Here is a 24,408-nt window from a genome sequence, read left to right on the forward strand (position 1 = left end):
CAGAGATGACGGGCCTGGTGGGGACGACGGCAGCGGCCGTGGCGGGGGCACTGGCGTACTACGACGACGGGGCGACCGGTCCGACGCCGGTGATCCTGCTGGCCGTGCAGCTGCTGTTCGTCGCGGGGGTCTACGTCTGGGTGGCGCTGGCGCTGGCGGCGATCTTCCGCAAGACGGGGCAGCAGACGTGGAAGGCCTGGGTGCCGGTCGTGAACGCGTGGACACTGTTCACGGTCGCCGGAATGCGCGGCTGGTGGGCGATCGTGCTCGCGGTGGTCGCGATCGTCGCCGGAGTGGGCAGTCTGCTGGCCGCCGGGGCTTTCGCCGCCGGGGCGATCGGCGCGGCGACGGCGGGCGAAGCCGGCGCAGCCGGTGCCTCGGTGCTCGGGGCCCTGCTCGTTCCCCTTCTCATCTGGGGCGCGTACGGCGTCTTCGCCCTCATCCTGCAGGTCTGCATGGTGCACGGCGTGAACCGAGGATTCGGGCTGGGTGCGGGATACACGGTGCTCGGCGCGCTGCTGCTCCCGGTGTGGGCGAGCGTGGTCGGCTGGGGATCGGCCCGGTGGATCGGCCGGCCGCCGGCGATGGCGCAGCCCTCGCTCACCGCGCCGCCCCCGCCGCCGCCCGCGAGCCCGTTCACGCTGGGCGGGCAGGCCGGTCCCGCGCCGGCCAGCGCGATGCCTGCCGCCGCTCCCGGCCCGCTCGCCGCTCCCCCGACGGCACCCGCCGGACCTGCCGGAATGCCGGCGGTCCCCCCGCCGCCCGCGATGGGCGGCAACCCCTGGGCCCCGCCCGCGCCTCCCGCTGCGCCCGGCGGCGCGGCGCCCGCGGCCACCCCCGCGACGCCGATCACACCGGCCCCCGCCCCCGTCGTTGCCGCCGCACCGGTGTCCGCGGCGGCGGCCGCGGTCGCACCGGTGTCCGCCCCCGTCGTTGCCGCCGCACCGGTGTCCGCCGCGGCCGCCGCCGGCCCGGCCGCGACGAGCCCGGAGGAGGACCTCGACGAGCACACGGTGCTGGCCGCACGGCGACCGAGCGGTTGGACGCTGGTGCTTCCCGACGGCGCGCGGGTGTCCCTGCTCGCGGATGCCGCGGTGCTCGGGCGCAACCCGGTCGCTCCGGCCGAGAGCCCCCGGGCGCAGGTCGTCGCGGTCGACGACGTCACCCGCACGGTGTCGAAGACCCACGCGCTGCTGCACCGCGACGAGGCGGGCTGGAAGGTCACCGACCTGGCATCCACCAACGGGGTCTTCCTCGCCGACGAGAGCGAAGTCGCCGGCACCGCCGCCGTCTCGGGCGTCTTCTTCCTGGGCGACGCGCGCCTGGAACTGCTCGCCGACGCCTGATGCCTGCCACACCCATGCCCACCGCGGGCAGTCTGCAGGTCACGTGCGGCGCGCACACCGACCCGGGGCTGCGCCGACCGGTCAACGAGGACGCGCTGTTCGCCGAGCACCCGGTGTACATCGTGGCCGACGGCATGGGCGGCCACGACGCCGGCGACCTCGCCAGCGCGGCGATCATCGAGGTGTTCCGGCCGCTGGCCGGTCGCGACGACCTCACCCCCGACGACGTCGCCGCGGCCGTCGAGCGCGCACACACGGCGGTGGCGGACATCGCCGTGAACCGGCCGCGCGGGGCGGGCTCCACCCTCACCGGCGTCGTCGCGGTGCGGCAGGACGGCGTGCGGCGTTGGCTCGTGGTCAACGTCGGCGACTCCCGTGTGTACCGGCTGTTGACCGATCGCCTCGAACAGCTCACCGTCGACCACTCCGTGGCGCAGGAGCTCGTCGACGAGGGCCGGCTGGCCCGCCACGAGATGTCGTCGTTCCGGGGTCGCAACGTGATCACGCGCGCGATCGGCCAGGAGCGCAGCCGTGCGGACTACTGGCTGCTGCCCATCGTCACGGGCGAGCGGCTGCTCGTCTGCTCAGACGGGCTGACCGGCGAACTCACCGATGAAGCCATCCGCGCCGGCCTCGCCCTCGGCGGGGCGCCGGGTCAGACGGCCGGTTCGCTCGTCGCCCAGGCGATCGGGCACGGCGGACGGGACAACATCTCCGCGATCGTCATCGATGTGGTCGCCGGAGGAATCAGCCCCCGCCAGGAGGACACCACCGGCGGGCTGCCCTCCGCCGATGAGGCGTCGGTGACGGTCGAAGTGTCCACCCTGCGCTCGATGCGCACCAGGAGGAGCCGTGGCTGAGTGGTCTTCGGCTCCGGGTCACCTGCCCGCCATCGTCACCGGAGACCTTGCGCTGCTGTTCGCGGGACCCCACGCCACGCGCGCGGCGCGGGCGGTGCTGTCCCACGCCGCCCCCGGTGACGGCTGGGAGAGCGTGCTCGACCTCATGCTGCGCGACGGCTTGAGCAGCCTTCCCGACTTCTTCGCCGGTCAGCTGGACGACGGGGCCCTCGCGGGGGTCGTGCGCGGCACCGCGCGGCTGACGGCCGCCCACTTCGATGGCAGCACGACGGAGCTCTCCGGAGCCGAGCTGCGCACCTGGCGTGAGTTCCGACTCGAGAAGGTGGCGTCGTTCACGGCCCACGCCGGCGCCGACACCGGTCTCCCCCTCGCCCCGGCACGCCCCGGCCCGCTCGCGGTGTCGCGGATCGGCTGTGTCATGGCCGCCGCCTCCGCCGCCCCCGCGCCGGTGGACCTCGCCCGCACGCTCGAGTTCTCCGACTTCCTCGAACCGGCCCCGGACCAGCAGGCGGCCGACGCCGCAGCGGCGAGCCATGCACCCGACCCCGCGGTCGCATCGGTCGACGTACCCGGGAGTGGCCGCTACGACGAGCTCTTCGGCGCCACCATCCACTTCGGCGTCGAGGCGGCGGCCGTGCGACCGCCCGAAGACGGGGACGAGCAGTCGCTGGAGGAGCCGGCAGCCGCCGTCAGCGGCATCGTCTGCGTCGCCGGCCACCCCAACCCGCTCGCTCGAGAAACCTGCACCCGCTGCGGAGCGTCGCTGACGGGGGCGGAGCTCTCACGCGTGCCTCGTCCGAACCTGGGCGCGGTCGTGCTGCCCGACGGTCGCCCGGTGCCGCTCGCCGGCGCCATGCTCATCGGCCGCAGCCCGAGGGTCGACCGCACGGACGGCGACGCGATGCCCACGCTCGTCGTGATCGACGATCCCGACGTCTCCCGCACGCATGTGCGCATCGTCATCGAGGGGTGGCAGGTGCTCCTCGAGGATCTGGGTTCCACCAACGGCACCGTCTTCACCGCACGGGGCACCGGCCCGCGACGCATCCGCCCGGGCGAAGCGGTGCTCGTCACCGACGGGGCCGTCGCAGACCTCGGTCCCCGCAGCCGCATCACGTTCACGGGTGTCCCGTGAGCGCCCGCTACGGCCCGGTCGACATCCCCGGGTTCACGCATCAGCGACCGCTGGGGCTGGGCGGCTACGCCGACGTCTTCCTCTACGAGCAGCATCTGCCGCGCCGCCTGGTGGCCGTGAAGATCATGCACGCGCCGGTCGACGATCCCGCCGCCCGCGCACGCTTCGAGAGCGAGGCGAACTTGATGGCGGCGCTGTCGACGCATCCGTCGATCGTGACCATCCATCACGCCGCCGTCGCCGACAACGGCAGGCCGTACCTGGTGATGGAGTACTGCTCTCGCCCGACTCTGGCCGAGACCTACCCGCTTCGCACGGTCAGCGTGCCCGAACTGCTGCAGACGCTCGTGCGGCTGTGCGGAGCGGTCGAGACCGCGCACCGCGCCGGCATCCTGCACCGCGACATCAAGCCGGCGAACGTGCTGACCACCGACTACGGGTGGCCGGCGCTGGCCGACTTCGGGCTGTCGTCCATCGCGGGCGCCGCAGCCGACGCCGGCGGAGTGTCGGTCCCGTGGGCCGCGCCGGAAGTGGTCAGCGGACACGGCTTCGACGCTCGGTCGGACGTGTACGCCCTCGCGGCGACGGCCTACACGGTGCTCGCCGGGCGGGCGCCCTTCGAGGACCCTCGGGCGCGTGCGGATCTGTCCGCCCACGTGACGCGGGTGCTGACCGAGGCAGCCCCGCCCATCGGCCGCGACGACGTGCCGGTCACGCTCGAACGTCTCATCCTCGCCGCGCTGGCCAAAGACCCCGACCGGCGGCCGCAGAGCGCATCGGAGTTCGCCCGCACCCTGCAACGCATCGAGCAGGACCTGCACCTGCCCGTGACCAACCTCGACATCCCCGCGCTGGCGACGATGGCCGCTCCGCCGGGGCCTCCGGCGCCCGACGACGCCGAGCTTCCCGAACGCACCCGCCTCGTCACCCGCCGACGCGCCGAGCCCGCCCCAGACGATCACACGCTGCTGTCGGCCCGCACGTCCGCTGCGGCACCGCCGTCACCCGGCGCGGATGCCGCCCCCGAGGTGGCCATTCCCGACGACCACACGGTGCTCTCCCGCCGTCCCGGCGCTCGCACCGCTCCCGCCCCGCAGACCGACGACGAGCACACGCGGCTCGCGTCCCGACGCTCCGGCCCGGGAGCCCCCGACGCCCCACCCGCTGACGCCGCCACCGACGACGGCACGCTGCTCGCCGCGCGACGTCCCGGCGTCCGCGACGACCCGGCCCCGCAGACCGATGACGAGCACACGCAGCTGCTCGCCCGCCGGCCCGGCCCGCCCGAAGGGGACGACGCACCCACCACCGATCCGCTCGCCGCGGCGGCGCCGGCCGCGGGGCGCACCGCCCGGGACCCCGGCGTCGACGCGACGCGCGAGGCGTACGGCATCCGTCGCTCGCCCGCCGTGGCACCGGTGGTGCGGTCCGCGCCCGCGCCGGCACCGCCGCCCGCCGCCGCCGGGACCGCTTCGGCGACCGGTCCGCGCCGGGCGGGGCGCGGACGCCGGGTCGCCGTCGCGGCGATCGCGGTGGGGGCGACGGTGGCGGTCATCGCCGCCGCGATCGCGGGCATCGGTGCGCTGGTGGGGCTATGACGACGACGGATGGGATGACGATGACGCACGCGCGCGCGGCCGCTGACGGCACGCTCGGGATCGAGTTCTGCGGGGAATGGCATCACCCGACGCCCGGCACCACCTTCTCGGTGGGCAGGGACGCCGACCTCACCGTGGACACCAATCAGTACCTGCACCGGCGCCTGCTCGCCTTCGACGCCGACGGGGACCTCTGGTGGATGTCGAACACCGGCCAGTCGATCTCGGTGAGCATCGCCACGCCCGACGGCGCCTACCAGGCGGTGCTGGGTCCGGGCGCCCGCGTGCCGCTGGTCTTCCCCGAGGTGACGGTGATGTTCTCCGCCGGGGCGTACACCTACGAGCTGACGGTGCGCAACGATGCAGCGAGCTTCACCGGACGTGCGCCGCAGGATGCGAGCGACGTCGGCGACGGCACCACCACGATCGGCGCGGTCACCCTCACGCCGAGCCAGCGGCTTCTGCTGATCGCACTGTGCGAACCCATCCTGCGCGGCGGGATGGTCGGGTCCAGTCAGCTGCCCTCCTCGGCCGCGGCAGCGGCCCGGCTGGGGTGGCCGCTGACCACCTTCAACCGCAAGCTCGACAACGTCTGCGACAAGCTCGACCGCGAGGGCGTGCAGGGGCTGCGGGGCGGTGTCGGCAAGCTCGCCACCAACCGACGCGCGCGTCTGGTCGAGCACGCGATCCTGTCCCGCCTGGTCACGCCGCAGGACCTCGATCTGCTCGAGGTGGCCGCGGCCGCAAGTGAGAAGAGCCCCCGATGAAGATCCGCGTCACCCTGCGCCGTCCCGACGGCTCGACCGAGGACATCGCCCTGGCCGCCGAGCCGGGTGTGCGCGTGGGCGAGGTGGCCGACTCTATCGTCGCCCGCGACCCGCAGGGCGCCTACCGCGGTCCCGGGTACGCTCCCGGCACGGTGACGCTCGAAGCACGCGCCTCCGCCGTCGGCGGCGCGTCCGAGGCGCTCGACCCCGACGACACCCTCGCCGACCTCGCGCTGGCATCGGGGGTGGAGGTCGGCGTCGTGGGACTCGACGACGCCCCCCGCGCCGATGTCGCGTACATCGAGATCGTCGGCGGCCGCTTCGCCGGACGCCGCTACACCGTTCCGCGGGGATCGACGGTCATCGGGCGCGGCGACGACTGCGGTGTGGTGCTGGATGACGCGATGGTCTCCAAACGCCACGCGCGCCTGCACGTCGGGCGCGACCGCATCGAGCTGATCGACCTCAACTCCGCCAACGGCATCATCGTGCAGGGGGCGCCCGTCGGCCGCCTCGAGATGCAGCACGGGCAGGACGTCGTGCTGGGAAGCACCGTCATCCGCGCCGGGTTCCTGCCCTCCGAGACGACGCAGGCCTCCCCCATCGGCGAGGTGCGTCTGACGCGGTCGCCGAGTGTCGAGCCGCGCTACATCGGCCGGGAGCTGGAAGGCGCCGAGCCGCCCACTCCGGCTGACCCGCAGCCGTTCCCGTGGGCTGCCGCGATCCTCCCCGCCATCGCCGGCCTCGCGATGTTCGCGATCCTGCGGTCGCCGACCGTGCTCATCTTCGTCGCGATCTCGCCGCTGATGATGATCAGCACGTGGGCGACCGCCAAGTCGCAGCAGCGGCGCAAGAAGCGCATGGAGCACGAGCGGTTCGTCGCCCAGATGGAACGCCTGTCGGCCCGGCTTGCGCGCGAGCGGGAAGAGGAATCCCGCATCCGCGCGCGCGAGGCCGTGCCGCTGCACGAGATCTACGACGCCGTGCAGGAGTGCGCGCCGCTGGTGTGGACGCGCCGCCCCGAGCACTGGTCGTTCCTGCAGGTGCGCCTCGGGGTCGGCGACGTGCCCACCCGCAACACCGTGAAGGAGACCGGGAACACCGACCGCGCCCTCCCCGAGCAGGTGGAGCAGCTCGAAAAGCTCATCGCCACCTACGAGCTCGTGCCCCGCACGCCGGTCGTGGAGAAGCTGTCGGATGCCGGTGCGCTCGGCATCGCCGGCGACCCCGCCGCCGTCGCAGCCTACGGTCGCGCGCTCGCCGCGCAGGTGGCGGGACTGCACGCCCCGAGCGACGTCGTCATCGGCGGGCTTCTGGGCCCCGCCTGGGCAGCGCAGTTCGCCGACGCGAAGTGGCTCCCGCACGCCATGCAGTCCGACGCCGTCTTCGGCGGCGCACCGTTCGCCGACACCGCCTCGGCGGCGGCGAACCTGCTGTCACGGCTCGAAGAGACCCTGAGCGCGCGCTCGCCGCGCGGCGAGGACGGTCCGCTGCAGCTGGGCGCGATCGACGACAAGCGGGCCGCGCTCACCGCCGGTGCCACCGTGGGCGCCGACTCCCGCTCCGAGAACGGGTTCGACGGCCCACTGCCGGCGATCGTCGTGCTCATCTCCGACGACGCTCCCGTCGACCGCGCGCGGCTCATCCAGGTGCTGGAACGCGCCGCCGGTCGCGGCGTGTACCCGATCTGGATGGCCACCGACACCGCGGCGCTGCCCGCCGCGTGCCGCACGTTCGTCGAGCTCGGCCCCGACGGCTCGGCAGCCGTCGGCTACGTGCGCCTCGGCCGCACGCTGACCCCCGTCGAGGTGGAGGGTCTCACCGCACCGCAGTTCGCGCAGTTCTGCCGCCGGCTGGCGTCGTATGTCGACGCCGGCGAGATCGGCGCCGACACCAGCGACGTCCCCCGCTCGGTGCCCATGCTGCAACTCATCGGCAAGGAGATGGCCACCGCCCCGGGCGCCGTCGTCGACCGCTGGGAGCAGAACGGCTCCATCCTCTCCGCCGCCACCCGCGCGCCGGCGACCCCGAAGCTGCGCGCGATCGTGGGCCAGGCGGGTTCCGGTGCGATGCACCTCGACCTGCGCGCACAGGGCCCGCACGCCCTCGTCGGCGGCACCACCGGCTCGGGCAAGAGCGAGTTCCTGCAGGCCTGGGTGCTCGGAATGGCTGCCGAGTACAGTCCGCAGCGCGTCACGTTCCTCTTCGTCGACTACAAGGGCGGCGCCGCCTTCGCGGAGTGCACGGCGCTCCCCCACTGCGTGGGACTGGTCACGGACTTGAGCCCCCACCTCGTGCGGCGGGCGCTCGTGAGCCTGCGGGCCGAGCTGCACCACCGTGAGACGCTCTTCACCCGTAAGAAGGCCAAGGACATCCTCGAGCTCGAGAAGCGCGGCGACCCCGACACCCCGCCGGCGCTCGTCATCGTGATCGACGAGTTCGCGGCGCTCGTCAACGAGGTGCCCGACTTCGTCGATGGGGTCGTCGACGTCGCCCAGCGCGGCCGTTCGCTCGGCATCCACCTCATCATGGCCACGCAGCGCCCCGCCGGCGTCATCAAGGACAACCTGCGCGCCAACACCAACATGCGCGTGGCCCTGCGCATGGCGGACGAGGTCGACTCCGACGACGTCATCGGCACGAAGGATGCCGCCGGCTTCGACCCCGCCATCCCCGGCCGCGGTGCCGCCAAGACGGGACCCGGCCGCCTGACCGTCTTCCAGTCCGCCTACACCGGCGGCTGGAGCTTCGTCGAGGAGGAGGCCCCCGAGGTCGCGCTGGAGTCGTTCGCGTTCGGTCCGCCCCGCCGGTGGGAGGCGCCCAAGACCGAATCGGCTTCTGCCGAGCGCGATCTCGGCCCGACCGACCAGCAGCGCCTCGTGGCGACGATGGTGCAGGCCTCGCAGGCGGCGGCGATCGAGCCGCCGCGCCGCCCCTGGCTCGACGAGCTCGCCACCGTCTACGACCTCACCCTGCTGCGCCAGCGCACCGACCAGAAGCTGCTGCTGGGCGTGCAGGACGTGCCGCAGCGCCAGGCCCAGGACACCGTGTACTTCGAGCCCGACGACGAGGGCCACCTGGCGATCTTCGGCACCGGCGGTGCGGGCAAGAGCGCGACGCTGCGGACCCTCGCCGTCGCCGCCGGCATCACCCCGCGCGGAGGCCCCGTGCACGTGTACGGGCTGGACTTCGGCTCCGGAGGCCTGCGGATGCTCGAGGCGATGCCGCACGTCGGCGCCGTCATCCCCGCCGACGCCGGCGAACGGGTGACGCGCCTGTTCCGCATGCTGAAGGCAGAGCTGGACCGTCGCGGCGAGGCGTACGCCGCCGTCAACGCCGGCACGATCTCGCAGTACCGCAGCCTGGCGGGACGCCCCGACGAGGCGCGCATCCTCGTGCTCATCGACGGGTTCCCGACCTTCCGCTCCGAGTACGAGGCGGTCACGGGACGGGCCGACGCCTACCAGGTTTTCCAGCAGATCATGACCGACGGTCGCTCCGTCGGCATCCACGTCGCCCTCACCGCCGACCGCGGCCAGGCCGTGCCGACCGCGCTGCAGTCCACCATCCAGAAGCGGGTGGTGCTGCGCCTGTCTGACTCCGACGCCTACCCGATGGTCGGGGCTCCCCGCGACGTGCTGTCCGCCGAATCGGCGCCCGGACGCGCCATCGTCGACGGGCTCGAGACGCAGATCGCCGTCATCGGCGGCACCACCGACCCGCGCGCCCAGGCTCAGGCGATCGGTGAGTTCGCGGATGCCATGCGCAGGCGGGGCCGCACCGAGGCGCCGGCGGTGCGGGCGCTCCCCGAGACGTACGGGATGGACGATCTGCCGGCGCAGCTCGACGGTCGTCCGGTGCTGGGCTTGTCCGGCGACACCCTGGGCCCCATTGCGTTCGAGCCGAACGGGCTCTTCGTGGTGGCCGGCGCCCCGCAGAGCGGGCGCTCGAACGCATTGCACGCCATGGCCGAGGCGGTGCGGCGGGCGAATCCTGCGGTGCGGCGGTACTACATCGGCAGCGCGCGCTCCCCGCTGCGCGACGCCGTGGCCTGGGACGACAGTGCCGTGGACGGCAGCTCGGCGAGCCGGCTCATCGACGGCATCCTGCAGGACGAGCGGGGTCTCGAGGGCGTTGCGGTCTTCCTGGAGGGCGCTGCGGAGTACTCGACCTCCATCGCCGAGATGCCCCTGTCGGACTTCGCCAAGCGGGTCAAACGCGGTGACGGCCTGCTCGTCGCCGAGGGCGAGACGAGCGACTGGACCACAGGGTTCGGCCTGCTGGGCGACATCAAGTCGGCCCGCCGCGGTGTGGTGCTGCAGCCGGACACCCACGACGGCGAAGTGGTGCTCAAGACCGCGTTCCCGCGCCTGCTCAAGCGCGAGTTCCCCGTCGGCCGCGCCATGCTCGCCGTCGGCGGCAAGACGGTGCGGGTGCAGTTCCCGCTCGTCGGCGAAGCCTCGTCGGCGGATGGGGAGTACTCCCCATTGGTCGGCGCCATAACGGTCCCATAGGTTGAACATGTCGGCAGAGGAACTGCCGCTTCCCGGACACAAGGAGTAGATCATGGCGAACCTCAACGTCACGTACGACCAGATGCAGAGCGCCGCGAATCGTCTGCGTTCGGGCCAGTCCGACCTCGAGGGCAAGCTGCAGGAGCTGCGCGCCCTGGTCAGCCAGCTCGTGCAGGACGGCTTCACCACGACCCGCGCCTCGGGTGCCTTCGACTCCTCCTACGAGCAGTTCACCTCCGGCGCCCAGCGCACCGTGCAGGGCATCGACGGCATGGCGCAGTTCCTCGAGAAGGCCGCTTCCGCGCTGCAGTCCACGGACGAGCAGCTGGCCTCTTCGATCGGCTGATCACAGTCCCTGAAGCGGGGCCGGTCCTTCACGGCCGGCCCCGCTTCGTCGTCTGAGCGGGAGGGAGCGGCCATGGTCGACCTGAAACTGGACTTCGCCGAGCTGCGCGGCAGCGCCCGCGCCGCCGAGACGGTGGCGAGCAGCTTCGCCCGGGCCGAGAGCATCGCCGCAGCTGCCGCCGCCGACACCGGTCACGACCGCCTCGCCGGCAAGGTGCGCGAGTTCGGCGAGAGCTGGGACATCGCCCGGGGAACGCTCGAGCAGAACCTGCACGTCATCGCGGACCACCTTCGCGCGGTCGTCGACACCTTCAGCGACCTCGACAGCGGCCTCGCCGCCGCCGTGGGACCCGCGCAGGACGCGCAGGGAGCGCCCCGATGAGCGTGCTGCCGGGCAACCCCACCTCTCTCGCCGACCGCTCCGCCTCCTACGTCTCCTCCGCTTCGCTCATCCAGCAGGCCGCCGACGATCTGCGCGCCATCGCGTACGAGAGCACCGCCCGCTCGATGGACGGCATCCGCGACCTCAGCGCCGAGGTCGCGAGCGACCTCGATCGGGCGCACGAACGCTACTCCGGCACCGCCCGTGCGCTGCAGGAGTATGCCGTCGCGCTGAAGGCCGCCCACGATCGGGCGGACGACGCCGAGATCGCCGAGGCCCGCGCCCAGGCCGGCGCCGCCACCGCCGAGTACGAACTGCGCGCCTCGGAGCGCCGGCTGCACCTGCTCGGCGAGGCCGACGCGCCCGCCGGCAACATCCGCTCCGCCCAGGAAGAGGTCGACGCGGCTCGCGCCCGCACCGCCCGCATGGATGCCGCAGCGCAGGCGGCCCGCGCCGAGATCGAGGCGGCGCGTCAGGACATGGAGCGCGCGGCGCAGATCGCGATCGACCGCATCGACTCCGCTATCGACGGCACGAACGACGGGTTCTGGGATCGGGTCCGCAACGTCATCGACGACGTCGGCGACGTCTTGGGCGACATCGGCCGGTGGGTGGGCGACTTCCTCGCCGATGTCTACGCCGAGCTGCAGCGCATCATGTCCACCGTCGTGGCGCTGCTGGGCGTCGCGGTCATCCTGGTGCTGGTCTACGCGCTGCTGGCGGCGGTCCCCTTCATCGGTCCGGCCATCGCCGCCCTCGTGACGGCGGCGCTGGCAGCATTCCTCCTCGCCAGCGTGCTGTCGGATGTGCGGGCGCCCACCCCGGTGGTCCACCGGCGCGACCTCACCGACCGGGAGTCCGCCGACAAGCCCGGCCAGCCGTCCGATCTGGCCGGAGTGCTCGCCGACGCCGGCTTCGTCGACACCCTGGGGCGCACCTATGACGCGGACGGCGAGGTCACCGCAGTGGAGGCGACGGTCATCGGCGTGACGCGCGTCGTCGACGCCGACGGCGTCGTGCGGTGGCGGGTCGCGCTGCCGAGCACGCAGGAATGGCTCTCCCGCCTGGGCGGCGATCAGGGCGGCGTGCACGACCTCGACAGCAACCTCGCCCTCGTGCTGACCCCCGCGCTGCGCTCGCAGTACGAGCGCGCCGTCATTGCGGCGATGCAGCAGGCCGGTGTGGGCCCGAACGACCCGGTCATGCTCGTCGGATTCAGCCAGGGCGGGATCATGGCCGGCACCCTGGCCGCCTACAACACCGACTACAACTGGTCGGCGGTCGTCGCCGCCGGCGCCCCGATCGACCACATGCCCATCCCGCCGCGCACGCAGGTCGTCTCCGTGCAGCACGACGGCGATCCCGTTCCGCGGCTGGACTCCGTGGTCACCCTGGGACTCGACGGCCAGGCCCGGCAGCAGCCGCACTGGACCACGATCCAGACCGCTTCCCCGCGCGCGGACGAGGGCCTGCACGGCATCCACAGCGCCGACGCCTACGACCAGACGCTGCAGCACCGCATCGACACGGTTCCGGCCGACACCACGCAGGACCTCGACGCGTACTTCGTCGGCGATGACAACGCCTACGGTTACGAGCAGCGGTACTACGGGTGGTCCGAATGACGACGGCGCGTTCGGCGCGCACGGTCCGCCTCGCCACGGTCGTGGTGCTGGCGGGAGTGTTCACGGGTTGCGCCCCCGCATCGACCGGCCCGACGGCGACGCCGCCCGACCAGGAGGAGACCACCATGACCCCCCTCACCGTCACCGACGCCGTGGCAGCGTCCGACCCGCGCGTCGCCGACGTGCTCACCGTCAAGGTCACCGAGTCGGGGCTGGCCCGCGTGATGAGCATCGCGGTGTCGATCACCGGGGACGAGCCGGTGAGCGCCGAGACCGTCCGCAGCATCGCGGTCGCCGCGCTGCAGCACGCCAAGTCGGACGTCGACGACCTGAAGATCCTGGCGCGCTCGGCGGCGGACCCCGAGGTCATCCTCGATCTGTCCTCCGCCGGTGAGGGCCTCCCCCCGGAGGTGGAGTGGGTGTGGCTCAGCTCCAGCCTGCAGCTCATCGGCGCCGACCTGTCGCAGCTGAGCGCCGGATGAGCGCCACCGACACCGCCCGCCGACTCGTCTTCCGCATGGTGGGGACATGGTGGCGCATCGACCTGTCCTCCCCCGAGGCGATCTCCGAATCCACGAAGGAGATCGCCGCAGGGGTTCTCGGCCGGGCCGACGACCGCGCCACAGCACGCGCGCGCCTGCGCGACGAGCTGGGCAGGGCCGCCGCGGCGGCGGCCGACGCCGACGCGCAGCTGCTGATGATCCAGACCGACATCGGCCCCGGCCAGCCCATGTCGGCGACCCTCACGGTCTTCGAGGACGAGCGGATGCGGATGAGTCCCGCGATCGGCACCGACGCGGCATCCGTCCTCGCGGTGTTCGAGAAGTCGGTCCCGCTGGTGGATCCGGCGCGCGCCGACACCCTGGTCCGGCGACGCAGCATGGACGGCGAGGTCGCGCGCGTCCATGCCATCGAAGAGACCGTCGAGGTCGAGGACGGCGAGCGCTACACCCAGCGCCGCCTCGTGGCGCAGTACTGGTACCCGCTCCCCGGGACCAAGCGCCTTCTCACCGTCGTCTTGACCACCCCGCTCGGCGACATCCCCCACACCCTGTTGTCGTACTTCGACGCGATCGTCGCCGCCTCCGCGTTCCAGGAGGCCTGAGCGCGTCGCGGCATCCGCCCGCCGCGGCATCCCCGCATTCCCGCCTCTCCGCTTCCCGGTTCGCCAGCTCCCCACAACAGGAGGAATCACCGACACAGGTGATTCCACGCCGAAACGTCCTGTCCCGGTGCGTCCTCCTGTCCCGGTGCGCCGGCACCCGCGCCGGCGCGGCACCCGCCCGTCCCGCGGGCATACGATGGAGGGCTGTGTCCGCACCAGAGCCCGTCATCGTCTACCCGCCCGAGCTGCCCGTCAGCGCCGCGCGGGACGAGATCGCGCGCGCCATCGCCGAGAACCAGGTCGTCATCGTCGCCGGCGCGACCGGTTCGGGCAAGACGACGCAGCTGCCGAAGATCTGCCTCGAGCTCGGCCGCACCCGCATCGCGCACACGCAGCCGCGCCGCATCGCCGCCCGTACGATCGCCGAGCGGGTCGCGCAGGAGATGCAGGTGCCGCTGGGCACCACGGTCGGCTACAAGGTGCGCTTCACCGACAACGTGTCGGCCGATACCCGGGTGGCGCTGGTCACCGACGGGATCCTCCTCAACGAGATCCATCGCGACAAGCTGCTGCGCCGCTACGACACGATCATCATCGACGAGGCGCACGAGCGCTCGCTGAACGTCGACTTCCTCATCGGGTACCTCCGCCGTATCCTGCCGCGCCGCCCCGACCTCAAGGTCATCGTCACCTCGGCGACGATCGACCCCGAGAGCTTCGCGAAGCACTTCGCGGATGCCGCCGGCAACCCCGCCCCCATCATCGAGGTGTCCGGACGCACGTACCCCGTCGAGATCCGCTACCGCGGCCGCGTCACCGAAGCCGGTGCCGATGACGACGCCCCCGACGACGTCGACGCCCTGCTCGGCGCCCTGCGCGAACTCGACCGCGAGCCCGCCGGCGACGTGCTGGTGTTCCTCCCCGGCGAGGCCGAGATCCGCGACGCCATGGATGCCGTCCGCGGCATGTACGCGAGGGACACCGCGCCCACCGAGGTGCTGCCGCTCTACGGCCGACTGTCGTCGGCCGAGCAGCACCGGGTGTTCGAACGCTCCACGGTGGCGGGGCTGCGCCGCCGGGTGATCCTGGCGACGAACGTCGCCGAGACGAGCCTCACCGTGCCGGGCATCAAATACGTCATCGATGCCGGCACCGCGCGCATCTCGCGCTACAGCGCGCGGTCCAAGATCCAGCGCCTGCCGATCGAGGCGGTCTCGCAGGCATCGGCGCAGCAGCGCTCCGGGCGCGCGGGCCGCACCTCGGACGGCATCGCGATCCGGTTGTACACCGAAGAGGATTTCGCGTCCCGGCCGGAGTACACCGAGCCCGAGATCCTGCGCACGAGCCTCGCGTCCGTCATCCTGCAGATGCTCGCCCTCGGCTTCGGCGACATCACCGAGTTCCCCTTCCTCACTCCCCCGGATTCCCGCGGCGTGAAGGCCGCATTCGACCTGCTCGTCGAACTCGGGGCCGTGCGCCCTTCGACAGGCTCAGGGACCGGAAGGGGCGGCTCCGGGGCCGGAAGGGCGGACTCAGCGACCGGCGGGACCCGCGGCGCCTGGCGCCTCACCGACATCGGGCGTGAGATCGCCCGGCTGCCGATCGATCCCCGGTTCGCACGCATGCTCATCGAGGCCCGTCGCCTCGACGTCGCCGGTGACGTGCTGGCGATCGTCGCAGGGCTGTCGATCCAAGACGTGCGCGAGCGCCCCGAGGAGCGCCGCGAAGAGGCCGACCGCCTGCACGCGCGGTTCACCGACCCTACGAGCGACTTCCTCACCCTGCTGAATCTGTGGAATCACCTCCGCGAGCAGCAGTCCGAGCTGGGCTCGAGCGCGTTCCGCCGGATGTGCCGCGCCGAGCACCTCAACTACGTGCGGGTCCGGGAGTGGTTCGACGTGCACCGGCAGCTGCGCCAGCTGACGGGCGCCCCGCGGCCGCAGGACGGCGCCGCCGACCCCGCGCGCGTGCACCGGGCGATCCTCTCCGGGCTGCTGTCGCACCTCGGCATCCTCGACACCCGCTCGACCTCGTCCGCGACGGCGACCGGCGGCCGCGCGGCGAAGGGCCCGAAGGGTCGCCCGCGCGCGGAGTACCGCGGTGCGCGCGGCGCCCGCTTCGCCATCTTCCCCGGGTCGGGGCTGCGCAAGGCCTCACCCGACGCGGTGATGGCGGCCGAGCTCGTCGAGACGTCGCGCCTGTACGCCCGCACGGTCGCCGCGATCGACCCCGAGTGGGCCGAAGAGCTCGCGGGCGACCTGGCGCACCGCACCCTGAGCGACCCGCACTGGTCGAAGGATGCCGGCGCCGCCGTCGCCGCAGAGAAAGTGACGCTGTTCGGCCTCGAGATCGTGCCCCGTCGCCGCGTGCAGCTGGCCCGCATCGACCGCCCGCTCGCGCGGGAGCTCTTCCTCCGCCATGCCTTGGTCGAAGGCGAGTGGAACGTCACCCACCTCGACAAGCGCCTGACCGCCTTCGAGCGCCGCAACCTCGAGCTGCGCCGGCGGCTGGAGAAGATCGAGGAGCGGGAGCGCCGCCGCGACATCCTCGCCGGCGACGAGGCCGTCTACGCCTTCTACGCCTCCCGCATTCCGCAGGACGTCTTCGACGTGCGTTCGTTCGAGGCCTGGTGGCGGGATGCCTCGACCAGCACGCCGCGGCTGCTCGACCTCTCCGAGGCCGACCTCGTCGACGACGCCTCACGCGCGGACGAGCGCGACTTCCCCATGCGCTGGCAGCAGGGCGACCAGGTGCTGTCGCTCGCCTACCGCTTCGAGCCCGGCGCGCCCGACGACGGGGTGAGCGTCGTGGTGCCGCTGGCGCTGCTGGCCCAGCTGAAGCCGGACGGCTTCGACTGGCAGGTGCCGGGCCTGCGCGGTGAGCTCATCGCGGGACTGCTGCGGGCGCTGCCGAAGGCGATTCGTCGCAACGTCGTCCCTGCGGCCGACTGGGCGGCCCGCTTCGCCGAAGAACTCGCCGGCGACGGCCCCGAGTCCCACGATGGGCTCCCCCCGCGGCCGCTCCGCGAGGCGCTCGCCGCCCGCGTGCAGCGGGTGTCGAACCAACCGGTGACCGCGGCCGACTTCGACCTCGAGCGGGTGCCCGGGCACCTCTGGATGTCGTTCCGGGCCGTGGACGAGCGCGGGCGCGCCGTGGCATCCGACCGAGATCTGCGCGCGCTGCAGGACCGCCTCGCCGACCGCGCCCGGGGAGCCGTGACCAAGTCCCTCGCCGCACCGCGGGGCGAGGGGCCGCCGCGGCCCGGCGCCGGCGGGGCCGGGCGTGGCGCCGTGCCCGGCACCGGCCCCGCGGTCGCCGCCGCCGGTGCGGGCAGCACCGGTGCGGGCGCCGGCAGCGCCGGCAGTGCCGGCATCGCCGAGCAGACCGGCCTCGTGGACTGGACGATCGGCGACCTGCCGGCGCTCATCGACACCCGCGTCGCCGGCGGCGTGGTGCGCGGGTACCCGTCGCTGGTCGACGAGGGAACGTCGGTCGCGCTGCGGATCCAGGCGACCCCCGAGGCGGCCGAGCGGCTGACCCACGCCGGCGTGCGCCGCCTGCTGCTGCTGACGGTGCCGTCGCCGGCGCCGTACGTGCTGGAGCACCTGACTGCGCACGAGAAGCTCGCGCTCGCGGCATCCCCCTATCCCTCGGCGAAGGCCCTTATCGAAGACGCCCGCGTGGCGGTCGCCGACGCCGTGCTCGCCCGCACGGTGCCGGGCTCGGTCGTGCGGACTCCCGCCGACTTCGCCCGTGTCCGCGCGGAGTTCTCCCGCGTCGTCGTGGACGAGCTCTTCCAGACGGTGTCGCTGACCGCGCGCATCCTCACGGCAGCGCGCGATGTCGAGAAGGCGGTGCGCGGGCAGAACTCCATGACGCTGCTCGCCGCCCTCGGCGACATCAAGGGCCAGCTCGCGGGCCTGGTGTTCCCCGGGTTCGTCTCGCGCATCGGCGTCGCGCGCCTGGCGCACCTCCCCCGCTATCTGGCGGGGGCCGCGGAGCGCGTCGCGCAGCTGGGCGACAATCCCGGCCGCGATCGTCAGCGCCTCACCGAGTACGAGCGCATGGCCGCGCTGTACGCCGAAGCGGGCGGCACGATCCCGCTCGCCGACGATGCGCCGCCGAACCTGGCGCATGTCCGCTGGCTGCTCGAGGAATACCGCGTGAGCCTGTTCGCGCAGCGCCTTGGCACCGCAGAACCGGTTTCGCCGCAGCGGATCCAGAAGGCTCTGCGAGGATAGACCTCGTTCCCCTACGGAAGAGGTTCCGATGACCCGCGCGATCGTCTACACCGAGTTCGGTGACCCCGAAGTGCTGCACGAGATCGACGTGCCGGCCCGCGAGCCCGGTGCGGGCCAGGTGGCCGTGCGCATCCAGACCGCAGGGGTCAACCCGATCGATGCGAAGCTGCGCTCCGGGCTGCGGGCCTCGGCGCCCCCGAGCGTCGAGAAGCCCCGGCGCCTGGGAATGGATGCCGCGGGCATCGTCACCGCCGTCGGGGACGACGTCGACGGGTTCCGCCCCGGCGACCCGGTCGTGATCTCCGGCGTCAACGGCTGCTACGCCGAGGAGGTCATCGCCGCCGCCGACAAGGTGTTCGCCCGCCCCGCCGCCGTGACCGCCGCGATGGGTGCGGCGCTCGGCATTCCGGTCGGCACCGCCTACCAGTGCGTGCGGTCGCTCGCGATCGGCGCGGGCGAGACGCTGCTGGTGCACGGCGGGTCCGGCAGCGTCGGCCAGGCCGTCATCCAGTTCGCCCGGCTGGCCGGAGCCGAGGTCATCGCGACCTCGTCCGAGCGCCGCGCCGACCGCGTCGCGGCGCTCGGCGCCACCCCGGTGATCTACGGCGAGGGGGTCGCCGACCGTGTGCGTGCCGTCGCCGGCGACGGGGTGACCGCCATCCTCGACTGCGCCGGCACCGACGAGGCCCTCGAAGCCTCGTTCGACCTGCTCGACGACCGCACCCGCATCGCGACCATCGTTCGGGGACCGGATGCCGAGCGCCTCGGCATCCGCGCCTTCTCCGGCGGAGCCCCCTGGCCGCTCACCGCTCAGCAGCAGGCGTGGCGCGCCGAGGCGGTGCCCGTCGCCCTCGCGCTGATGGCCGCCGGCGCCTTCCAGGTGGAGCTCGGCCCGACCCTGCCGCTGACCGAGGCCGCCGAGGCCCATCGCCTGGTGGCCGACGGCGTGGACGGCAAGATCACCCTGGTCCCCTGACCCCCGGTCCTTGAGCGAGCGAGCGCCGCGCCGAGACGAAACGCAGCTCCACACGTCACACGACGCCGGATGCCGCAACAATGCGTCACACGACCCCGTCCGCGCACAGGCCCGGCGCGATGATGGGGCCATGCCCGACGCCCCGTGTCCCTCGTTCGCGACCGCCCAGGTGCAGGCCGGATACGACCCTGCGGCGGTGCAGTACGCATCGGTGCCGCCGATCTACCAGTCCAACGCCTACCGGTTCGGTTCGCTCGCCGAAGCCCGCGATCTGTTCGCCCTTCGCCGGGAGGGCAACGTCTACAGCCGCACCGGAAACCCCACGGCCACGGTCCTCGAGCAGCGCGTGGCCGCCCTCGAAGGGGGCGTCGGCGCGGTGTCTGTGGCATCCGGCCAGGCGGCCGTCGCGCTGGCGTTGCTGACCCTCGCACGGCAGGGCGAGCACATCGTCGCGGCCCATCAGCTCTACGGCGGCACCATCTATCTGCTGGCCGACACCTTCGCCGATTGGGGCATCGAGGTCACCTTCGTCGACCAAGACGATGCTGCCGCCTGGCGCGACGCGGTGCGCCCGACGACCCGCGCGTTCTTCGCCGAGACCGTCGCCAACCCCCTCGCGCAGGTGCTGGATGTGCGCACCGTCGCCGACATCGCGCACGCCGCCGGCGTGCCCCTGGTCATCGACAACACCGTCGCCACCCCCTACCTGCAGCGACCGAAGCAGCACGGTGCCGACATCGTCGTGCACTCCGCGACGAAGTTCATCGGCGGGCACGGCGCCGCCCTGGGCGGCCTCGTGGTCGACCTCGGGACCTTCGACTTCACGGCGGATGCCGCGCGCTGGCCGCAGCTTAATGAGCCGCTGGCCCGCGTCCCCGGCGCGGCGCTCACCGAGCAGTTCGGCGCCAAGGCCTACCTCACGCTGCTGCGGACGAAATACTCGCAGGACCTCGGCCCGTCGCTGTCGGCGTTCAACGCGTTCCAGCTGCTGCAGGGCCTCGAGAGCCTCGACCTGCGCATGGCTCGACACAGCTCATCGGCCCAGACCGTCGCCGAAGCGCTCGACGTCCACCCCGCCGTCGCCCGCGTGCATCACCCGGGCCTGCCTGCGAGTCCCTGGCATGGTGCCGCGACGCGGTACCTGCCGCGGGGCGCGGCATCCGTCTTCTCCTTCGAGCTGCACCCGGGTGCGGACGCCGAGGACGACTTCGCCCGCGCCGCCGCGCTCATCGACCGGCTGCAGGTGGCGCAGCTCGTGGCCAACATCGGCGACGCGCGCACGCTCATCGCGCACCCGGCATCGATGACGCACAGTCACCTGAGCCCCGAGCAGCTCGCCGCCGGCGGCATCACCTCCGCGACGATCCGGTTGTCGGTCGGGCTGGAGGATCCCGCCGACATCGTCGCCGACCTCACCGGCGCCCTCGACGCCTTGCGCTGATGAGGCGCGGCTCCCCCGCAGGGAAACCGCGCCTCGTCACCGCGGCGGATCAGTTGCCCGAGCGCCGCTTGTTGTAGACGTCGAAGGCGACGGCCAGCAGCAGCACGAGACCCTTCACGACCTGCTGCCAGTCGGTGCCGATGCCCATGATCGACATGCCGTTGTTGAGCACACCGATGATGAGGCCGCCGATGATGGCGCCGCCGATGGTGCCGACGCCGCCCTGCACGGCCGCGCCGCCGATGAAGGCCGCCGAGATCGCCTCGAGCTCGAACCCGTCACCGGCCTTGGGGCCAGCCAGGTTCAGCCGCGCGGTGAAGATGAGGCCGGCGAGAGCGGCGAGGAAGCCCATGTTGACGAAGAGCCAGAAGTCCACCCGGCGGGTCTTGATGCCCGACAGCTCGGCGGCGTGGCGGTTGCCGCCGATGGCGTAGATGTGGCGCCCGAAGACGGTGCGGTTCATCACGATGCCGTAGATCATCACGAGCGCCGCCAGCACGATGAGGGTGACCGGCACCCCCTTGTACGTCGCCAGCGCCCACGTGAAGAACCCGATCACGAGCGCGAAGGCGAGGAGCTTCACCGCCACCCAGACGATCGGCTCGACCTCCTGGCCGTACTTCGCCCGTCCGGCGCGGGTGCGCAGCTGCTGCACCACCAGCGCGCCGATCGCGACGGCGCCGACGAGCAGCGTGAACACGTCGGGATCGCTCTCGCCGAAGATGCCGGAGAGGAAGCCGTTGCCCATCGCCCGGTACTCGGTGGGGAACGAGCCGATGTTCGCGTTCCCGAGCACCACGAGCGCAAGCCCGCGGAAGATGAGCATGCCGGCCAGGGTGACGATGAACGCCGGGATGCCGACGAACGCGATCCAGAACCCCTGCCAGGCCCCCACGAGCGCTCCGATGAGCAGCGACAGCACGATGGCGAGCCACCACGGGTACTCCATCTTCACCGCCAGCACGCCCGAGACGGCGCCGATGAAGGCGGCGACCGACCCGACCGACAGGTCGATGTGGCCGGCGATGATGACCATCACCATGCCGATCGCCAGCACCAGGATGTAGCCGTTCTGCACGACGAGGTTGGAGAGGTTCTGCGGGCGCAGCAGGATGCCGTCGGTCAGGATCGTGAACAGCACGACCACCGCGATGAGCGCGAGGAAGATGCCGTTCTTGCCGAGGTCGGTGAGCACCGTCGACAGCCACCGGGTGAACTTGTTGTCGGCTGGCTGGATGAGTGCGCCGGCGGCCTGCGACTCGGCGGGCGTCGATGGCGTCTGCGTTTGGTTGGACATGATCGTGTCTCCTGCGCGCCCGTCAGCGGGGCTTTTCCATGGTCATGAGCTTGAGGACGGATTCGGGGGTGGCCTGGTCGACCGGCAGCTCACCGGTGATGCGACCCTCCGACAGCGCGTACACGCGGTCCGAGATGCCGAGCAGCTCGGGCAGCTCGGAGGAGATGACGATGATCCCCTTTCCGGCCGCGGCGAGCTTGTTGATGATCGTGTAGATCTCGTACTTCGCGCCCACGTCGATGCCGCGCGTGGGCTCGTCGAGGATGAGCACGTCGGGGTCGGAGTAGATCCACTTCGACAGCACGACCTTCTGCTGGTTGCCGCCGGAGAGCTTTCCGGTCTTCGCCAGCACGCTGGGCGCTTTGATGTTCATGCTGCGGCGGTATTCGTTCGCGACGCGGAACTCCTCGTTGTCGTTGACGAGGCCTGCTTTCTCCAGCTTCTTCAGCGACGCCATCGAGATGTTGCGTTTGATGTCTTCGATGAGGTTCAGCCCGTAGGTCTTGCGGTCCTCCGTGGCGTAGGCGATGCCGGCGTCGATCGCCTCGGCGACGCTGCGGGTCTTCACCGGCTTGCCGCGCATGAACACCCGCCCCGAGATGCGCGAGCCGTAGCTCTGACCGAACAGGCTCATCGCGAACTCGGTGCGACCGGCGCCCATCAGCCCGGCGATGCCGACGATCTCGCCGGCCCGCACGGTGATCGAGACCTTGTCGACCATGACCCGGCTGGGGTCCTGCGGGTGGTGCGCCGTCCAGTCCTCGACGCGCAGCAGCTCCTCGCCGATCTGCGGCTCGTGGTCGGGATAGCGGTGCTCGAGGTCGCGGCCCACCATGTCCTTGATGATGCGGTCCTCGGTGACCTCGGCCTTCGCGATCGTCTCGATCGTCTTGCCGTCACGGATGACGGTGACGGCGTCGGCGACCTTTTTGATCTCGTTGAGCTTGTGGCTGATGATGATCGACGTGATCCCCTCGTCCTTGAGGCTGAGGATCAGGTCGAGCAGGTGGTCGGAGTCGGCGTCGTTGAGCGCCGCGGTCGGCTCATCGAGGATGAGGAGCTTCACCTTCTTCGACAGTGCCTTGGCGATCTCCACCAGCTGCTGCTTGCCGACGCCGAGCTGACGGATCTTCGTCGTCGGGTTGTCGCGCAGGCCCACACGCCGCAGAAGCGCCGCGGCGTCGAAGTTGGTCTTGTTCCAGTCGATGAGGCCACGGGAGGTGCGCTCGTTGCCGAGGAAGATGTTCTCCGCGATCGACAGGTGCGGGCTGAGGGCGAGCTCCTGATGGATGATGACGATGCCTTTGGCTTCGCTGTCGCGGAGGCTCTTGAACGACACCTCCTCGCCCTCGAACACGATCGCCCCCTCGTAGGTGCCGTGGGGGTACACACCGGAGAGCACCTTCATCAGGGTCGACTTGCCGGCGCCGTTCTCGCCGCAGATCGCGTGGACCTCGCCGCGCTTGACGGCCAGCGTGACGTGCGAGAGCGCCTTCACGCCGGGAAAGGTCTTGGTGATGTCGCGCATCTCCAGGATGTTGTCGGTCACGTTTCCCGCTTCCTCGGGGGTGGACAGGGATTCCGGCCGGTGGCGACGGCGGGCACGGATGCCGCCGCCGCCACCGGCGCGGGGTGTTACAGGCCGAGCTCCTCGGCGGTCCAGTAGCCGGAGTCGACCAGCGACGACTCCACGTTGTCGGCGACGACCGGCACCGGGTCGAGCAGGTACGAGGGCACGACCTTGACGCCGTTCTCGTACGTTTCGGTGTCGTTGACCTCCGGCTCCTCGCCGTTCAGGAGCGCCACCGCCATATCGGCGGCGACCGCGGCCAGCTCACGAGTGTCCTTGAAGATGGTCGCGTACTGCTCGCCCGACAGGATCGCCTTCACCGAGTCGACCTCGGCGTCCTGACCCGAGATCACGGGCCATTCCTCGCCGGTGCTGTAGCCGGCGTCGGTGAGGGCCGAGATGATGCCGCGCGAGATGCCGTCGTAGGGCGAGAGCACGGCGTCGACCTGCGTGCCGTCGGAGTAGTCGGCCGTGAGGATGTTCTCCATGCGGCTCTGGGCGGTCTCGCCGTCCCAGCGCAGCGTCGCGGCCTGCTCGATGTCGGTCTGGCCGGACTGCACGACCAGGGTGCCGTCGTCGATCAGCGGCTGGAACTCCTCCATCGCACCCTCCCAGAAGAAGAATGCGTTGTTGTCGTCGAGCGAGCCGGCGAACAGCTCGATGTTGAACGGACCCGCGGGGGCGTCCGCGAGCGGCTCGCCCTCGAGGTCGGTCAGACCGAGGCCGTTCAGCACGGAACGGGCCTGCTGCTGGCCCACGAGGAAGTTGTCGAACGTGGCGTAGTAGTCCACGTTCTCGGTGTCGCGGATGAGGCGGTCGTAGGCGATCACCGGGATGTCGGCGTCGGCGGCATCCTGCAGCACCTCCGACAGCGTCGTGCCGTCGATCGAGGCGACGATGAGTGCCTCGGCGCCCTTGGTGATCATGTTCTCGATCTGCGAGACCTGCGTCGGAATGTCGTCCTCGGCGTACTGCAGGTCGACGGTGTAGCCCTCGGCCTCGAGCGCCTCCTTGACGGCGTTGCCGTCCTGGATCCAGCGCTCGGAGCTCTGAGTGGGCATGGCGACGCCGATGAGGCCGCCGTCACCCTCGCCGCCGGCGTCTCCGCCGCCACCGCCGTTCCCCGAGCATCCTGAGAGCACCAGCGCGCCGGTGGCCAGTGTGGCCGCGGCGAGGAAGAACTTCTTCGTCTTCACTGTGTTTCCT

At 72.0% G+C, this 24,408-nt stretch carries 17 protein-coding genes; 14 read left to right on the forward strand and 3 right to left on the reverse strand.

What is annotated here, in order from left to right; translation table 11 throughout:
* The first annotated feature begins 5 nt into the window (after nt 1-5).
* From QNO14_RS09535 to QNO14_RS09600, 14 genes are all read left to right on the forward strand, one after another.
* The gene (locus tag QNO14_RS09535) at nt 6-1,346 is read left to right on the forward strand and encodes an FHA domain-containing protein (protein WP_257505066.1); all 1,341 of its coding nucleotides are present in this window, start codon (nt 6-8) and stop codon (nt 1,344-1,346) included.
* Nucleotides 1,346-2,206 carry a PP2C family protein-serine/threonine phosphatase gene (locus QNO14_RS09540; protein ID WP_257505067.1) on the forward strand — a complete coding sequence of 287 codons (861 nt, stop codon included), beginning with the start codon at nt 1,346-1,348 and terminating at the stop codon, nt 2,204-2,206. Before QNO14_RS09535 ends, QNO14_RS09540 begins: the two co-directional genes overlap by 1 nt.
* Nucleotides 2,199-3,341 carry an FHA domain-containing protein gene (locus tag QNO14_RS09545; protein WP_257505068.1) on the forward strand — a complete coding sequence of 381 codons (1,143 nt, stop codon included), beginning with the start codon at nt 2,199-2,201 and terminating at the stop codon, nt 3,339-3,341. The genes QNO14_RS09540 and QNO14_RS09545 overlap by 8 nt, the downstream gene beginning before the upstream one ends.
* On the forward strand, nt 3,338-4,939 hold the full coding sequence (locus QNO14_RS09550) for a serine/threonine-protein kinase (RefSeq protein WP_257505070.1): 1,602 nt from the start codon (nt 3,338-3,340) through the stop codon (nt 4,937-4,939). The genes QNO14_RS09545 and QNO14_RS09550 overlap by 4 nt, the downstream gene beginning before the upstream one ends.
* Nucleotides 4,940-4,959: 20 nt before the next feature.
* Nucleotides 4,960-5,706 carry an FHA domain-containing protein gene (locus QNO14_RS09555; RefSeq protein ID WP_257495993.1) on the forward strand — a complete coding sequence of 249 codons (747 nt, stop codon included), beginning with the start codon at nt 4,960-4,962 and terminating at the stop codon, nt 5,704-5,706.
* The gene (locus QNO14_RS09560) at nt 5,703-10,220 is read left to right on the forward strand and encodes a type VII secretion EssC family protein (protein ID WP_257505071.1); all 4,518 of its coding nucleotides are present in this window, start codon (nt 5,703-5,705) and stop codon (nt 10,218-10,220) included. The genes QNO14_RS09555 and QNO14_RS09560 overlap by 4 nt, the downstream gene beginning before the upstream one ends.
* Nucleotides 10,221-10,272: 52 nt before the next feature.
* Nucleotides 10,273-10,566, forward strand: a complete 294-nt coding sequence (locus tag QNO14_RS09565) for a WXG100 family type VII secretion target (protein ID WP_257495991.1) — start codon at nt 10,273-10,275, stop codon at nt 10,564-10,566.
* Nucleotides 10,567-10,638: 72 nt separating this feature from the next.
* Nucleotides 10,639-10,947, forward strand: coding sequence for a hypothetical protein (locus QNO14_RS09570; RefSeq protein WP_257505072.1), 309 nt, complete (start codon nt 10,639-10,641; stop codon nt 10,945-10,947).
* Entirely contained in the window at nt 10,944-12,572 is a 1,629-nt protein-coding gene (locus tag QNO14_RS09575) for an alpha/beta hydrolase family protein (RefSeq protein ID WP_257505073.1), read from the forward strand. Before QNO14_RS09570 ends, QNO14_RS09575 begins: the two co-directional genes overlap by 4 nt.
* Nucleotides 12,569-13,054, forward strand: a complete 486-nt coding sequence (locus QNO14_RS09580; RefSeq protein WP_257505074.1) for a hypothetical protein — start codon at nt 12,569-12,571, stop codon at nt 13,052-13,054. Before QNO14_RS09575 ends, QNO14_RS09580 begins: the two co-directional genes overlap by 4 nt.
* A complete protein-coding gene (locus tag QNO14_RS09585; protein WP_257505075.1) occupies nt 13,051-13,677 on the forward strand; it encodes a hypothetical protein in 627 nt (208 codons plus the stop codon). Before QNO14_RS09580 ends, QNO14_RS09585 begins: the two co-directional genes overlap by 4 nt.
* A 206-nt stretch (nt 13,678-13,883) precedes the next feature.
* On the forward strand, nt 13,884-17,918 hold the full coding sequence (hrpA, locus tag QNO14_RS09590) for an ATP-dependent RNA helicase HrpA (protein WP_257505076.1): 4,035 nt from the start codon (nt 13,884-13,886) through the stop codon (nt 17,916-17,918).
* A gap of 28 nt (nt 17,919-17,946) precedes the next feature.
* Nucleotides 17,947-18,894, forward strand: coding sequence for a quinone oxidoreductase family protein (locus tag QNO14_RS09595; RefSeq protein WP_257505078.1), 948 nt, complete (start codon nt 17,947-17,949; stop codon nt 18,892-18,894).
* 130 nt (nt 18,895-19,024) lie between these two features.
* Nucleotides 19,025-20,335 (forward strand): O-acetylhomoserine aminocarboxypropyltransferase/cysteine synthase family protein, encoded by a 1,311-nt coding sequence (locus QNO14_RS09600; RefSeq protein ID WP_257505079.1) that lies wholly within the window; start codon nt 19,025-19,027, stop codon nt 20,333-20,335.
* 49 nt (nt 20,336-20,384) lie between these two features.
* On the opposite strand, the gene mmsB is transcribed toward QNO14_RS09600, so the two are convergent.
* The 3 genes from mmsB to chvE all read right to left on the reverse strand — a co-directional run bounded on the left by mmsB (nt 20,385) and on the right by chvE (nt 24,398).
* Nucleotides 20,385-21,632 (reverse strand): multiple monosaccharide ABC transporter permease, encoded by a 1,248-nt coding sequence (gene mmsB / locus QNO14_RS09605; RefSeq protein ID WP_257496123.1) that lies wholly within the window; start codon nt 21,630-21,632, stop codon nt 20,385-20,387.
* 22 nt (nt 21,633-21,654) lie between these two features.
* Entirely contained in the window at nt 21,655-23,181 is a 1,527-nt protein-coding gene (gene mmsA / locus QNO14_RS09610; protein WP_257496124.1) for a multiple monosaccharide ABC transporter ATP-binding protein, read from the reverse strand.
* 86 nt (nt 23,182-23,267) lie between these two features.
* Nucleotides 23,268-24,398 carry a multiple monosaccharide ABC transporter substrate-binding protein gene (chvE, locus tag QNO14_RS09615; RefSeq protein WP_285184256.1) on the reverse strand — a complete coding sequence of 377 codons (1,131 nt, stop codon included), beginning with the start codon at nt 24,396-24,398 and terminating at the stop codon, nt 23,268-23,270.
* Nucleotides 24,399-24,408 lie beyond the last annotated feature (10 nt).

Source organism: Microbacterium sp. zg-Y625, from assembly GCF_030246925.1.
Taxonomy (GTDB): domain Bacteria; phylum Actinomycetota; class Actinomycetes; order Actinomycetales; family Microbacteriaceae; genus Microbacterium; species Microbacterium jiangjiandongii.

Excerpts from the sequence above, each read along its gene's own strand:
- QNO14_RS09535 (WP_257505066.1), top strand. The coding sequence starts at position 6 with ATGACGGGCCTGGTGGGGACGACGGCAGCGGCCGTGGCGGGGGCACTG.
- QNO14_RS09540 (WP_257505067.1), top strand. The coding sequence starts at position 1,346 with ATGCCTGCCACACCCATGCCCACCGCGGGCAGTCTGCAGGTCACGTGC.
- QNO14_RS09555 (WP_257495993.1), top strand. The coding sequence starts at position 4,960 with ATGACGCACGCGCGCGCGGCCGCTGACGGCACGCTCGGGATCGAGTTC.
- QNO14_RS09560 (WP_257505071.1), top strand. The coding sequence starts at position 5,703 with ATGAAGATCCGCGTCACCCTGCGCCGTCCCGACGGCTCGACCGAGGAC.
- QNO14_RS09565 (WP_257495991.1), top strand. The coding sequence starts at position 10,273 with ATGGCGAACCTCAACGTCACGTACGACCAGATGCAGAGCGCCGCGAAT.
- QNO14_RS09570 (WP_257505072.1), top strand. The coding sequence starts at position 10,639 with ATGGTCGACCTGAAACTGGACTTCGCCGAGCTGCGCGGCAGCGCCCGC.
- QNO14_RS09575 (WP_257505073.1), top strand. The coding sequence starts at position 10,944 with ATGAGCGTGCTGCCGGGCAACCCCACCTCTCTCGCCGACCGCTCCGCC.
- QNO14_RS09580 (WP_257505074.1), top strand. The coding sequence starts at position 12,569 with ATGACGACGGCGCGTTCGGCGCGCACGGTCCGCCTCGCCACGGTCGTG.
- QNO14_RS09585 (WP_257505075.1), top strand. The coding sequence starts at position 13,051 with ATGAGCGCCACCGACACCGCCCGCCGACTCGTCTTCCGCATGGTGGGG.
- QNO14_RS09595 (WP_257505078.1), top strand. The coding sequence starts at position 17,947 with ATGACCCGCGCGATCGTCTACACCGAGTTCGGTGACCCCGAAGTGCTG.
- QNO14_RS09600 (WP_257505079.1), top strand. The coding sequence starts at position 19,025 with ATGCCCGACGCCCCGTGTCCCTCGTTCGCGACCGCCCAGGTGCAGGCC.
- mmsB (WP_257496123.1), bottom strand. The coding sequence starts at position 21,632 with ATGTCCAACCAAACGCAGACGCCATCGACGCCCGCCGAGTCGCAGGCC.